Here is a 12,244-nt window from a genome sequence, read left to right on the forward strand (position 1 = left end):
TGTCGGGCGACATGGGAAATTGCCCCCCTGACGACACGAGGAATTGACCCCCTCGCAACACGATCAAAACGGGGGTTTTATGCAGCGACTCAGTTCAGGTCCTCTGCGGTTCAAAGATCCGCGGAGGGAGGCCATGCTGGAGCCGGACGAGGTTTCGGCGATACTCCGGCTCAACGAGCTGGGGTGGGGTAGCAAACGGATTGCCCGGGAGCTCGGGGTCAGCCGCAACACGGTGAAGGAGTACATCGCGGCCGGCGGCTGGACACCCTATCGGCAACCGCGGCGCAAAAAGGCGCTTGAGGGCCAGGAGAGCTGGCTCAAGGAGCGTCTGCGGCAGCACCGCGGCAATGCTGACGTGATCCGCCAGGAGTTGGCAGCTGAGAAAGGCATCGTTGTCTGCCTGCGCACAGTTGAGCGGGCGGTACAGCGCTATCGCCAGGAGCTTGCGGCGGAAGCGCGCGCGACGGTGCGGTTCGAGACGGCGCCTGGCAAGCAACTGCAAATCGATTTTGGCGAACGGCTGGTTGAGATCGGCGGCAACAAGGTTCGCGTCTACCTGTTCGTCGCCACGTTGGGCTACTCGCGCCGGCATCATGTCAGAGCCTTCCGCAACGAACGGCAAGAGAGCTGGTTCGACGGCCTGGAAAGCGCGTTCATGAGGTTCGGCGGCGTGCCCGAAGAAGTGCTGTTCGACAATGCCCGTGCCTTGGTCGTAGAGCATGACGCCATCACGCGCACAGTGGTCTTCAACGACAAACTGAGCGCATTTGCCAAGCACTGGGGCTTCCGGCCCTGTGCCTGCGCCCCATACCGAGCCCGGACCAAGGGCAAGACCGAGAACGGCGTTGGTTACGTAAAACGAAACGCGATCGCGGGCCGCGCCTTCCCGAGCTGGGACGCCCTTGAGGCACATCTTGAGGCTTGGACGCGGGAGGTCGCCGACCTGCGCCAGCATGGCACGACCGGCGAGCCTCCGATCGAGCGGTTCAGGCGGGCGGAAGCGCAGGCACTCAAGCCCATCGTTGGGAGGCCGCCCTTCCAGGCTGCACGTGAAGTGATCCGCCGTGTGCAGGCCGACTGTGCCGTCGAGATCGATGGCAACGCCTACTCGGTGCCCTGGCGGCTAATCGGCGAGATGGTGCGAGTGATGATCGCCGACGGGCTAGTGCGCATCCACCATGGGATCCATGAGGTGGCCGTCCATCCGATTTGTGCCGGCCGTCGCCGCCGCGTCTTCGACCCCGAGCATTTTGCGGGCCTGACTGGATCGAACCGGGCTGGCGCGCTCGCAGGATCGTTCGTTGTGCCGCACTCGCCGGCGCTGCTGCGGCCGCTCGGCGAGTATGAGGCAATCGTCGGGGGGAGCTTCTGATGCGCGCCGCTGTCCCCGATCGCCTGAGCGATATGCTGACTCGCCTCAAGCTGACCGCCGTCCGCGACCAGTTGGATGGGCTATTGGACGAGGCCGGCCGACAAGAGCTGAGCCTGCGCGAGACCCTGGTGCTACTGTGCGAGCGCGAGATCGCCCGCAAGGACGAGCGGCGCATCGAGATGACCCTCAAACTCGCTCGCTTCCCGTTCGTTCGCGATCTCTCCGGCTTCGACTTCTCGGCCCAGCCGTCGCTAGACCCCAAGCAGGTACGTGAGCTTGCTGGCGCGCGCTGGATTGCCAATGGCGAGAACGTGCTGCTGCTTGGGCCGCCTGGCGTTGGCAAGACGCACCTGGCGGTCGCGCTGGGGCGTGAAGCGATCCTGGCTGGGCATTCCGTGCAGTTCGTCGCAGCCACGACGGTCGTTGCGCAACTTGCCAAAGGACACAGCGAAGGCAGGCTTGACGAGAGGCTCGCGCAATTTGCCAAGCCAAAGCTCCTGATCATCGACGAACTCGGCTATCTGCCCTTTGAGCCCAATGCCGCACATCTCTTCTTCCAGCTCTGTCAACGGCGCACGGAATCTCCTCACAAGTGGCACCGCAAAATTCCCCAGTTGGCGGGATGGCGATCAGCCGTCGACGTGATCAGCACCTCCGTCTTTTGGTGGCCGGCCCCGGCGTTTCAGGGTCGGGGGAATGTGGTTCGCGGTTGCCTGCGTTTTGTGTCGGATTGTCTCGGGGACGAGATCAGCATGTTCGCGTAGGCGATAGCTCGAGCCCTCGATTTGGATGACGACGGCGTGGTGAAGCAGGCGATCGAGCAGCGCGGTAGCGACGACGGAATCGCCGAAGATCTCTCCCCACTCGGCGAAGCCGCGGTTCGAGGTTAGGATCATGGCGCCTTTTTCATATCGGGCGTTGACGAGCTGGAAGAACAAGTTGCCGCCACCGGGAGTGACCGGGAGGTAGCCGATTTCATCGACGATGAGCAGCGCGAACCGGCAGTAGTAGCGGATCCGCTCGCGCAGAGCGCCGTCACGTTCGGCCTTGGCAAGCGAGGCGACGATATCGGCGAGGGAGCTGAAGTAGACGCTGCGCCCTGCCTTGACGGCCTCCACGCCGAGAGCGAGGCTCAAATGGGTCTTGCCGGTTCCTGGTGGCCCGATGAGATGGACGGCCTCGGCCCGATTAATGAACTGCAATCCGGCGAGCGCCAGGACGCGGTTTTTGTCGAGTGACGGTTGGAAGGCGAAGTCAAAGCCGGCGAGCGTCTTGATAGCCGACAACTTGGCCATTTGAACCGCCATTTTGATGCGACGGTTTTCCCGCATCGTGAGTTCTTCGGTGAGCAAGGCGTCGATGGCGTCGAGGGCGCTAGTTTCGCCGCGTTCGAGGCCGCGCAGGGTGACGTCGAGGATTTCCAGGGCGCGCGGCATCTTCAGGCTGACCAGGTTGGTCTTGACGCGCTCGATGACGGAGGAAGCACTCATCATACGATCTCCTGGGATGCCAGGCGACGGCCGACGGCCGCGTAGAAGTCAAGCGAGCGACGAACGGCGTGGTCGCCGGCGCGCGTGAGGGTGACGGGTTCTGCACTGGCTGGACGGCGTCGGCCGAAGCTGGCGAGCTTGCGATGTGCCGGATCGAGCCGCTTCTGGCCCCGACCTTCGAGCGGGGCATGACTTGCCACCAGCACGCTGCCCTCGAAGATGCGGATTTCGTCAGCGAGGACATGGACGTCGAAGACCCGCCGCCGCGTCGTATCAGGCACGCTATACAGATTGCCGCCGACGCTCACCATGCCTTCGTGGGAGGCCCGTCGCTCCAGATGCAACACCGCCCGATAGGGCGCGCTCGGCAAGGCTTGCAGTGCCGCCTTTTCCTCGGCGAAGGCCTCATTGACGACCCGATGGGTCGTGGCATGCACCCGCGGATTGGCGACGGTATCCAGCCAATGGCGGAGCTGGCCGTTGAGGTCGTCCAGATTGCGGAAGACCCCGCCGAGGAAGAAGTCCTCGCGGATATAGCGGAACGGCCGCTCGACTTTACCTTTTGTCTTGGGCCGATAAGGCCGGCAGGCGCGCGGCTGGAAGCCATAATGGCGAGCGAGATCGACCAGCGCGCGGTTGTAGACCACGAGCCCCTCGGCGTCCTCGCCAAGGACAGCGGTCTTCATGCGGTCGTAGAGGATCTCGCGCGGAGCGCCGCCGATCGCTTCCAGAGCGGCGATATGGCAGCGAAGCACTGTTTGCAGGTCCTGATGGACAACGAACCGCGCCCAGGTCAGTCGTGAGTAGCCGAGCACCATCGAGAACAGCCAGACGATGCGCTTGACCGCTGGCTCGTCAATAAACTCAACCTCGAACCTGGCGAAGTCGACTTGCGCCTGCTCACCTGCTGGAGTTTCAAAACGCACTTCAAAGGTTGCCGGCTGGGCAGGCCGCAGCTCGCGCACGCGATCGCGTACGGTGCTGTAGCCGCCGACGAAGCCGCGTTCCTTGAGCTCACGCCACAGCCGTACGGCCGTGAGCGCAGGATAGGCAGCCAGCCGCTCACGCAAATAAGCTTCGAAGTGGTCGACAATTCCGGGCCGCGCCGCTCGCTTTTTGTAGACCGGCGGCTCCAATCCTTTGGCGATGTAGGCCCTGACTGTCTTTCGGTCGACACCAAGTTGCCGGGCGATAGCGCTGACCGACAGACCTTGGCGATGCAAATCTAGGATCATGACAAGTTCCCCAAGTTTGAGCACCGCGCCCTCCCTTCCGCCTGCAGGAGCAACGTCGGCGATTCGACGCGCCGGCCGACCGTCCAGGGCATGCCCTGGACGGTCGGCCGTCACGAAAACTGGGGAATTTTCGAATGCCATAAGTGGGGAGAATTACTCCGCCACTCACAAGCTCGTCAGCCGCCGTTACGAGAGAGGCGCGATCCTGCTCACCAGCAACCGCAGCGTCGGCGAGTGGGGCGCAGTCTTCGGCGACCCTGTGGTCGCCACCGCGATCCTTGATCGCCTGTTATACCACAGTCACGTGATCACAATCCGCGGCGACAGCTACCGCTTGAAGGAAAAGCGTCGTAGCGGGCTTTTGCAGAAGGCCGCCGCGCCAGAACCTAAATCGGAGAAAAAGCCGTGAAGCAAGCCGCTCGCTCGCTACGGCGCTATGGGGGCGCGCTCCGCGAGCGGCTTGCTCCACATCCGCCAAAACAACAAGGGGGTCACTTCTTCATGTCGCTACGGGGTTAAATCCGGACGTCGCTTGACAATCGGAAGCGCCGTGGGAGCAAACAGCGTGGATCCGACGGGCCATATCGTAGCCAAAGCTGACTGCCAGGGGGGCGCGTGATTTTTGTCACAGATAGAAAAACCATCCTTCAGTATCAACACGCATAGTGAGGCACTGGCTTGCTTTGAGCTGGATGTTGTTCACCCCGCAACCCTGAGGAGGGATACATGAATGAAGTGCGTGAACTGGTCGATATGGAACTCGAAACCGTATCTGGCGGAGGGCTATTCGACGTGAGCAACTTGTCCGGCAATATCGTCGTACAGCCGCAGATTGCTACGCAGGTTGGTGTTGCCGTCGGCGGCTTCAGCGTCTTCGGCAATGGCGGCAACGCAAACCTCACACAGCTGCTCGCTCAGGCGAACGTCAGCTCGATCGGCTAGGTCTTGCATGCCCGCACACTCCCGGCTGCGCCCGGGAGTGTGCGGGTACAACTTAATCTCCGTACAGTGCCCGCTGCAAGGTGTTCCGCCATCGGCTGAACGCCCTTAGCCACCAGGGCCGGTCAATCCCGCAACTTAATTCGACACATCCCCCGCCAGGTCTTATGACCTGCTGATCCGGGATATGGCTTTAGCCAGCATTCGAGCTTGTCTCTCCACGCCGCCATGGTCAGCCCTCCAAGAGCCGACCACCCATGAACCATTGATAAATCGGTTCGGAAATCCTTTGCGAACGCCAACCAAATGAGTGCTGGCAACCGTACGGCCGGACGTGCGGCGGTGGCCACGACGCCGGTTCGATCGGAGAACTCGACATCAGGAATGGCGCCTAGCCGTCATCCCTGCGAAAGTGCCCATTCGTCTACCCAGCCAGCAATGTCGTTGAAGCGTCTTCCACACGATCTAGTGATGTCATCGGGTTGCAATGCGCTCCGACAAGCTTGCGGTCGCCGGCCTCGCAAATTCCGCGGGTGATATCGCAGCCAAGGCAGACTGCGAAGTCGTGCGTGATTCTTCTCACAGATAGAAAAACGACCCTCCGGTAAGAACACGGGCAGTGAGGCGCTGGTTTGCTTTGAGCCAGACGTCGATCACAGCAACAAGAGGGAAGTCATGAGGCTCCCCAGCGGTCTCAAGGGAGCAATAGTCTTGCTACCGCCGATTGGTTGCACTTTTCATCGTATCCGCCCACCCTATCGACGTCGTGATTCGGGGAATCATGTATCAGGACCAGTTCGAGAGAATGTCGATGGACGAACTGTGGGAGCTCCACAGCATGGTCAATGCCATTCTTGCGGAGAGGCTGATTGCCAAAAAGCTCGCGTTGGAGACGCGGCTCAAACAGCTTCGATCGGAGAGCGCTGACGCAGGCAGTTCATCGCTGAGGCGGGATCAGTGAGTGACGATGCATGGCACGTCCGATCGAGCTGTCCGTGTCGTTGAACGGTTCTTCATTCGATGGAGATGTCCGCGTGCGCTGCGATGGCGGACATCGCCGAATGTGAGAGGGCTCCGGTCGCGGCTATACAGTCGAGCAACGTGCATCCGCAACGCTAATATCTCGCCGCTGCGGTTTTGCTTTGATTTCGATACACTTGACGTTGCGGAATGATAAACGGGTCCTGTGCTGCCCGGCATATTGACGAGAACCACGATTCCATGGCCGTTCGGCGGCGCTTTGGTGTCGTGCGCTCAGGCTCGCCTACAGGCGTGCTTAGCTCCGTCGGATGGGCCCGCCCACGAAACGGTAGTCTACGGTGCTGTTTTTGGTCCAACCCCTTTGAGCACTGCATGAAGAAAGGCGCTTGCGTGGTCATACTTCGCCGCGCGATCGACCGCCTGACCGCTTGGGCCAAACGCGCGGCCGCCACTTATTGGATCATACACCCCGGCGGGATCTGATGCGGGATCGAGGAGGTCTTCGCAAGTGCTTCGAGTGGGCACAAAAAGCTTGTGCAGTCGAGATGCGGCGTAATGGTTTTCGTTGTGGTCTACAGCCAACAAATATAGCGCAATAAAGTCACGGAAATCGGCGCGAAATGTTGCTCGCTGGGCCATGAGTATTCTCTCCGCCCCGATCGATAATTCGAAAATCAAATCAAACAATACATGATTTGAAATGGGAGGGCGACGAGAAAATTGCAGTCCGATTCGCGCGGTCGAGCGTTCCGAAGCCGAGCGACAGGCATCGGAGAAAAGATACCGCGGACCGGGTGCACTAGCGTTGCGTGCGGATCCTAACGTGCCCTCGCAACTCACTCAGCGGCTTCAGAGCCGGTCAGCTCTACCCGATCACCTTCGCGGCTTGCGACGCCCCTTGCGACGAGCCGATCAACTACCGCGTCGCTGATCCGCTTGGTCCCGAACCGCCAGCCGCCGCGGACGCGCTTGTTAAAAGGTCCAAGTTGCAGCAGCCGAATGTAACTACGATCCTCTGGCGAGAAAGTCATATTTGGCCCCGAAAATTTAACACCGCCCAAGCTCTCTATATTAAGAATAATCAGTCGATCGCGACAAGTCTTAGCGATTTACGACCGAGGCGGTATTTAAATGCCGGCTGCACGATCCGCCGAGCTAAGAAGCTGTAAATTGTGGTCTCTTGGCCGAATAGGGTGCATCGATTGACGCGGGCGAGTGCCGTCCCTTGGGGAGATCAGCGGGGTGGCTTAAGGGTACAGGTGCCGATCTTCGTCGTGCGCTGCGGCTTTGTCTTCCTCAAGTACCGCCGAGAGGCACTGTGGACAGACCGAGAATTGTTTTTCAGTCACCGCCCTACTCAAAGCACAAGCAGGTTTCGATGCGGCATGCGCGTTCGGGGCGTATCGCATCGCGCGCGAGGCGGCACGTCACAGACTGAGCGATGTTCTTCCGGCTCGCTTTACCGAGAAGCAGCGCTACGATGAATGCTCCCGCCTATGGCTTAACATAGGTCCAGCCCTGCTCTTCCAACTCCATCACCCGCACGACGCCGGACTTGACCACTTCAGCCTGGGGGATAATCGGGATGTCCTTGTTCTCAGCCTTCCGCATGTTCTCTTGGGTGTTGCCGCAGGCCTTGAATGAGACCTCCGGCGTGCTGAGCGCCATCGTTTCGATCCGCGCTTTCACTGGCGAGGTGTCTTCGCGGAACATGTGCAGCCCGGGACCGAACGCGATCACTTCGATTTTCACCTTGTCGCCGGTGTCTTTGTAATATTGCGTGACGTTCATTGCATTGTTGAGCGTGAGGTTCATTGCTGCGGGATCATTTGTATTCACCTGGAGGACCAGATGGTGCTGCTTGCTATCCGCCATGGCGTGGCGATCCGTCCGGGGAGACGCCGCCTGATGGCGCGTCCGCGCCCTCGCGGGCGACGTCGCACGCGTGCTTGTGGTGCGCGTCCCTTCCGCAACTGTCGGCTTTGGCGCCGGCCACGGACGGGCGTACTCTTGCCCTGCAGAGAACGACGCGCCAAGCAGGAGTGCTGCGATGCAGACGATGGCTATTCTTAGCATGTATCGAAACTTGCTCATGTTCCAATCTCCTATCTGAAAAGACAGTCTTCTATCGCGCACTAGTTGTTGGGCTTCGCGATCGCTTGCGGCCATTTGCATGTAGCGGCGATCTTGGCGCGCACCCTGTCCAGTCCGGTCAAAAGGAAAGAGGCGTCTAGAAATGCTTGTGTCGACCGGGAAAGTTGCACGTCAAGCTGACCCTGGCTGGGAAGCGATTGTATCAAGGCCGCTGCATCAGTCTTGAACGCGACACCGCCTCCAAATGCTGGAGTAGCCGCAGGGAGCTGTATGACCTGGCCGCCATTAACCCGATAGGAAATGGCGTAGTCCTCACCGCGACCCGAAACATCAGATCCTGCGACCACGAGTTCCGTGCGTCCAGCGCGGCATCGGATCGAGAGCCGCGTCGCACTGCCTACATCTTGGCGCGATGATATCGTCGCGGTGGCGATCGGTGAGAAATCGACCGGTGATCTCGTTTGGCCGACAACCCAGCCATCCTCGTTGCGCCCCAGAGGAATAGCAGACGTGATGGCCTGGGAGAGTTCGTCAAGGCATTTCAGCCGCTGCGCGCCTGCCATCCCGGAGCAGGCGCGAAGCTGTGCTGTCGGATGGTCCTCCCCCTGCGCTAAGGCTACGCCGCTCACAAACACGAGAACGGCTGAGTCGAATGCGACGGCCCGTTTCATTGCGATGCCTGTGTCGCGGGTGGATGGGCGTCCAGCCATGCTTGTGCGGCGGGGAAACGTGAAAGCCCAGGAACCGTCGCCGCAAGATTGATCGATTTCCACTTCGGATCGAAACCCGCCACCTGCAAGCTCTCAATCCGCGAGAACAGTCGATCGACAAAGCGCGCGACGCGCCCGAAGCGGTTCGACTTCGGAGCCCAATTGAAGGCGACCAGCGCCGTCGGCACTGCGATCGTCGGCACGCGCTCGCCTGGCTTGATCAGGCTGGGATAATCGCTCGCGTCGAGAAAGGCAGGAACATAATAATCCTCCAGCTTGCCATCATAGATGACGGGAAGGAACTTGAATCCTGGATCCCAGTGACCGCGCACGAACGCGTCGACCGGCTTCGATGTGATGAATACAACTGCGGCGATATCGCCCTTGCGCATTTGCTCCAGTGCAACCTGATGTGGAATGAATGTCTGCTCAACGTCGAGGCCGAGACGACTGAAGATCAGCGGTCCCGAATAGGCCGCGGCGGTGCCCTGGGTATTGAAATTCACCTTCTTGCCGACCAGATCGCTCAGCTTGGAAACCTCCGGTCGCACGAAGATGTGTAGCTCGGATGGAAATAGGTTGAGAACGTAGGCTAGCCTGCGCTGGATGTCGGGCACCTGGCTCCTGTACTCTTCGAGTACGTCGGAATTGATGATCGCAGCGTCAACACCGCGAAGGTAGAGCAATGAATTGACGTTCTCGGTCGGCCCCCGCGTCACGATCGGCAGGACGTGGAGATTGTCTCCGTCATCGACGACGCGGGCCATCTCGGCGGCGAGTCGGATGGGGGCGCCTTCGATGAGGCCCCCAGCAAGACCGATCGTCCAGGCGTTCATCGTATCTTGCGGCTTAGGCGCTTGATGCACGCTAACGCCCTGAGCCTTGAAAGTTTTGGTACGCGCCTCAACCCAAGCCGGCCGTAAGGTCAGCAATAGCGAAATCGAGGCAGCGAAAGCAAACAGCGTCCATCGACCGAAAGAAGAGTTCATTTGCCAGGCCCTCCGATGGATCAAATTTCTGTCTGCGCCGCCTCTCCTCAATCGCGGGTCAGCGGCGCGATGAGTCGAGTCGCTCTTCTGCTTCCTTGATGCCGCCGGCCCGTGCTCTTGCGTAGAGATCGCGCGCTTTCGCCGTATCGCCGACCGTCCCATACGCGCCCCATTTGCGAAGGATGATCGGGTCATAGGTCTCCGCAAGTGCGAAGCTTGCGCGCGCATCCCCGATCTCGGCGGCACGCTCGAGCACCGCGCGCGCCGAGGCGATATCACCCTGACCAAGCAAGACACTTGCCCGGGCTACCAGTCTTGCCACCTCTGCAGCATTGCCCGAATCAGGCCGGGCGTTCGTTCGCGTGGCGCCTAGGGTTGTCTGGGACGTCGCAACAGGCCTGATCGCGTCAGCCTCGGGCCGCTTGTCCTGCACGCCCCGACGCTTCGTCGTATCCCCGGACGCGGCATTCCGCTGCGATGCAAGCTCCCGTTCCAGCTGTGCGGTCTTTTCGCGCTCCCGCTGAAGCAATCTCAAGGAGACCGCCGACGTGTCCGCGGCAACCTGCTTCAGCCGAGTAGCTTCGGCGCTCGCCTGGGCGGCCTGCAACTCAATTTCCTGCCGGGCCGCCTCGAGATCATGCGCCAGCCGCTCTCCGCGTTCTTGCTCTTGTTGCAAGGACCTCCGCAACTCCGCGGCGCCGGTCTCTGACGCCTCCTGGGGGGCAGCCGCCCGATCAGCGGCCCTGCGGGCCTGAGCCTCATACGCGTAGATTGTGGCGTGCGCCATCGACAGATCGTTCACGAAGGCCTCGGCCCGCTCGTGCTCTTTCTCCAACGTCAGCTTGAGCTCCGCAGAGCTCTGCTCCGCTGTCTGCTTCATCCGGTTTGCTTCATCGATCGCTTTGGTTGCCAGTGCCGTTTGAGCTTCCACCTCACGCCGGGCCGCTGCCAAGGCTGCCTCCAGGCGGCTTGCGCGCTCTTGTTCGTGTTGCACGACTTTGCGAAGCTCCGCAGTGGTGTCGTCCATGACCTGCTTGGCTCCGCTGGCGTCGTCTATCCCCTTTGCGGATGATGCCGTCTGCCTCTCGGCGTTGCCGCTGCCCGTTGTCAAATGCCGTTCCAGTGTCCCGACATGCTCCTGTTCTTGTGGTGCGGAATCGGAGGTGCCAGAGCCGCTGTCTCGCGCCGCATCATTTCTTCTTGGGACCTTTTCGGTCTCAACCTTTTTCTGTTTCTCACTCTGAGCGAGCACCTCTGTCAGGCGCTTCTGTTCTGCCGCACCGGCCTTTGCAAGACATGCGCTTACCTTGTCGCTCACGCCTGCAAGAGCACACCAAGCCTCATCGGACAGTGCCCTACAAGATTTGAAGGCGCTCAATATGTTGCCTCCGCACGAGGACTGGTAAAGCACGATGTCGTCGCTCTTAGCTGTTCGATATTTTTCGGAGCACTCCCGGCTCTTCTGCGCTGCTGCATGGGCGTAGTCGATCTGCTGCCGCTGATAGGTGGTGCACTCTTGTTGTGATTTCGGCTCCGCCGGCGGAATTGGCTGGTCGTCGGCAACCACGTAAGAAGCAGGGACGACCAGCGCTGGCAGCAGAAGCGTTATTGCTAAAGGACTTGAGCGAAACATCTGAGGACCATCGGGACAGCAGGGCAGTTCCTGGATTGCGTGGGATAAGCCCGTGAAATGGGTCGCCTCATGCCAATGAAGCTCCATCGGAAGTGTGTGCAGTATGGACAATTCATCGATCTGTCGTTCAATGGCTTTCCACTCCAATGTGCAGCCTCGTATCCAAGCCGTGAAAATGGCTCCGGCTGGATGGGGCTGGGCCACAATGCCCGATCCAGAAGAGGCGCGGCTGGCGCGTTCAAGGCCTTTCGAACCTGCAGCCGTAAAAACCCATTCCAAATTTAATTATTATATCCATATAGAATTAAAGCAATATTTAATTAAAAGCAAGCTCGAGTCGGGCATCCCGCGAACCGATGCGCCGTGGTAGCGAGGCGCGTCTATCGTATGAGCAGCCGCTGGAATGACACGGCCCGCCTCTCTTGGCCCCATGCAGGTGTCCACTCATTTCACGCAAATACACGCAATGCTGCGGGACTAAACCTACGGAATGGCTATTGTCCGGCCGCGTTCTCTCCTGCGAAGAGTCCCATGCGTCGCGGCCGGAGCTTGATGCGTCATGCTGGATACGATCCTATTGATGATGTGAATTGGAGTGAACCCCTCTTGCGGGTCGCGTTCTGGGGCGTGCACAATCGGATCGGACGGAACCAGGCGCGTCCGCGGTTCCGAGCGAAACTGGTAGCTCTGGTTCTGAAAAGAGCTGCGGTTCAAGCTTTTGCAGCGCTGCTGTTCCCACGCGCGCTGCGACAGGCGCCGTCGGCTTCCTTTCCAAGCCCTTCCCATCCTCAGTGCTGAGCG

At 60.4% G+C, this 12,244-nt stretch carries 10 protein-coding genes and 2 pseudogenes; 5 read left to right on the plus strand and 7 right to left on the minus strand.

Features of this window, described 5'->3' with window-relative positions:
* Positions 1–79 precede the first annotated feature (79 nt).
* Both istA (XH80_RS04925) and XH80_RS04930 read left to right on the plus strand, forming a co-directional pair.
* Positions 80–1,372 carry an IS21 family transposase gene (gene istA, locus XH80_RS04925; protein WP_271597584.1) on the plus strand — a complete coding sequence of 431 codons (1,293 nt, stop codon included), beginning with the start codon at positions 80–82 and terminating at the stop codon, positions 1,370–1,372.
* Positions 1,372–1,953: pseudogene (locus XH80_RS04930) on the plus strand (ATP-binding protein); the annotation flags it as partial. The gene istA (XH80_RS04925) and the pseudogene XH80_RS04930, both read left to right, overlap by 1 nt.
* 48 nt (positions 1,954–2,001) lie before the next feature.
* On the opposite strand, the gene istB reads toward XH80_RS04930, so the two are convergent.
* Positions 2,002–2,862, minus strand: coding sequence for an IS21-like element helper ATPase IstB (gene istB, locus XH80_RS04935; RefSeq protein WP_333968642.1), 861 nt, complete (start codon positions 2,860–2,862; stop codon positions 2,002–2,004).
* On the minus strand, positions 2,862–4,121 hold the full coding sequence (gene istA, locus XH80_RS04940; RefSeq protein ID WP_271597586.1) for an IS21 family transposase: 1,260 nt from the start codon (positions 4,119–4,121) through the stop codon (positions 2,862–2,864). Before istA (XH80_RS04940) ends, istB begins: the two co-directional genes overlap by 1 nt.
* Positions 4,122–4,266: 145 nt before the next feature.
* Here istA (XH80_RS04940) and XH80_RS04945 point away from each other — a divergent pair.
* From XH80_RS04945 to XH80_RS04955, 3 genes and pseudogenes are all read left to right on the plus strand, one after another.
* Positions 4,267–4,506 (plus strand): annotated as a pseudogene (locus XH80_RS04945) (ATP-binding protein); the annotation flags it as partial.
* A gap of 317 nt (positions 4,507–4,823) precedes the next feature.
* Complete coding sequence (locus XH80_RS04950) at positions 4,824–5,039, plus strand: hypothetical protein (protein ID WP_271597587.1); 216 nt, start codon at positions 4,824–4,826, stop codon at positions 5,037–5,039.
* Between the two features lie 808 nt (positions 5,040–5,847).
* Positions 5,848–5,997, plus strand: a complete 150-nt coding sequence (locus XH80_RS04955) for a hypothetical protein (protein WP_228749897.1) — start codon at positions 5,848–5,850, stop codon at positions 5,995–5,997.
* Between the two features lie 353 nt (positions 5,998–6,350).
* Here XH80_RS04955 and XH80_RS04960 read toward each other — a convergent pair whose 3' ends face one another.
* The 5 genes from XH80_RS04960 to XH80_RS04980 all read right to left on the minus strand — a co-directional run bounded on the left by XH80_RS04960 (position 6,351) and on the right by XH80_RS04980 (position 11,590).
* Positions 6,351–6,656, minus strand: coding sequence for a hypothetical protein (locus tag XH80_RS04960; RefSeq protein ID WP_271597588.1), 306 nt, complete (start codon positions 6,654–6,656; stop codon positions 6,351–6,353).
* An 855-nt stretch (positions 6,657–7,511) separates the two neighbouring features.
* Positions 7,512–8,111 carry a DsrE family protein gene (locus XH80_RS04965; protein WP_271597589.1) on the minus strand — a complete coding sequence of 200 codons (600 nt, stop codon included), beginning with the start codon at positions 8,109–8,111 and terminating at the stop codon, positions 7,512–7,514.
* Positions 8,112–8,152: 41 nt separating this feature from the next.
* Positions 8,153–8,782, minus strand: coding sequence for a hypothetical protein (locus XH80_RS04970; protein ID WP_245316886.1), 630 nt, complete (start codon positions 8,780–8,782; stop codon positions 8,153–8,155).
* The gene (locus XH80_RS04975; protein ID WP_271597590.1) at positions 8,779–9,810 is read right to left on the minus strand and encodes a TAXI family TRAP transporter solute-binding subunit; all 1,032 of its coding nucleotides are present in this window, start codon (positions 9,808–9,810) and stop codon (positions 8,779–8,781) included. Before XH80_RS04975 ends, XH80_RS04970 begins: the two co-directional genes overlap by 4 nt.
* 58 nt (positions 9,811–9,868) lie before the next feature.
* Positions 9,869–11,590 carry a hypothetical protein gene (locus XH80_RS04980; protein ID WP_271597591.1) on the minus strand — a complete coding sequence of 574 codons (1,722 nt, stop codon included), beginning with the start codon at positions 11,588–11,590 and terminating at the stop codon, positions 9,869–9,871.
* Positions 11,591–12,244 lie beyond the last annotated feature (654 nt).

Origin of the sequence: Bradyrhizobium sp. CCBAU 45384, assembly GCF_028128665.1 — a bacterium.
GTDB classification, from domain to species: Bacteria; Pseudomonadota; Alphaproteobacteria; order Rhizobiales; family Xanthobacteraceae; genus Bradyrhizobium; species Bradyrhizobium manausense.

Bases quoted from the DNA above. Each gene is read 5' to 3' on its own strand.
- istA (WP_271597584.1), top strand. From the start codon at position 80: ATGCAGCGACTCAGTTCAGGTCCTCTGCGGTTCAAAGATCCGCGGAGG.
- istB (WP_333968642.1), bottom strand. From the start codon at position 2,862: ATGAGTGCTTCCTCCGTCATCGAGCGCGTCAAGACCAACCTGGTCAGC.
- XH80_RS04950 (WP_271597587.1), top strand. From the start codon at position 4,824: ATGAATGAAGTGCGTGAACTGGTCGATATGGAACTCGAAACCGTATCT.
- XH80_RS04955 (WP_228749897.1), top strand. From the start codon at position 5,848: ATGGACGAACTGTGGGAGCTCCACAGCATGGTCAATGCCATTCTTGCG.
- XH80_RS04960 (WP_271597588.1), bottom strand. From the start codon at position 6,656: ATGGCCCAGCGAGCAACATTTCGCGCCGATTTCCGTGACTTTATTGCG.
- XH80_RS04965 (WP_271597589.1), bottom strand. From the start codon at position 8,111: ATGAGCAAGTTTCGATACATGCTAAGAATAGCCATCGTCTGCATCGCA.
- XH80_RS04970 (WP_245316886.1), bottom strand. From the start codon at position 8,782: ATGAAACGGGCCGTCGCATTCGACTCAGCCGTTCTCGTGTTTGTGAGC.
- XH80_RS04975 (WP_271597590.1), bottom strand. From the start codon at position 9,810: ATGAACTCTTCTTTCGGTCGATGGACGCTGTTTGCTTTCGCTGCCTCG.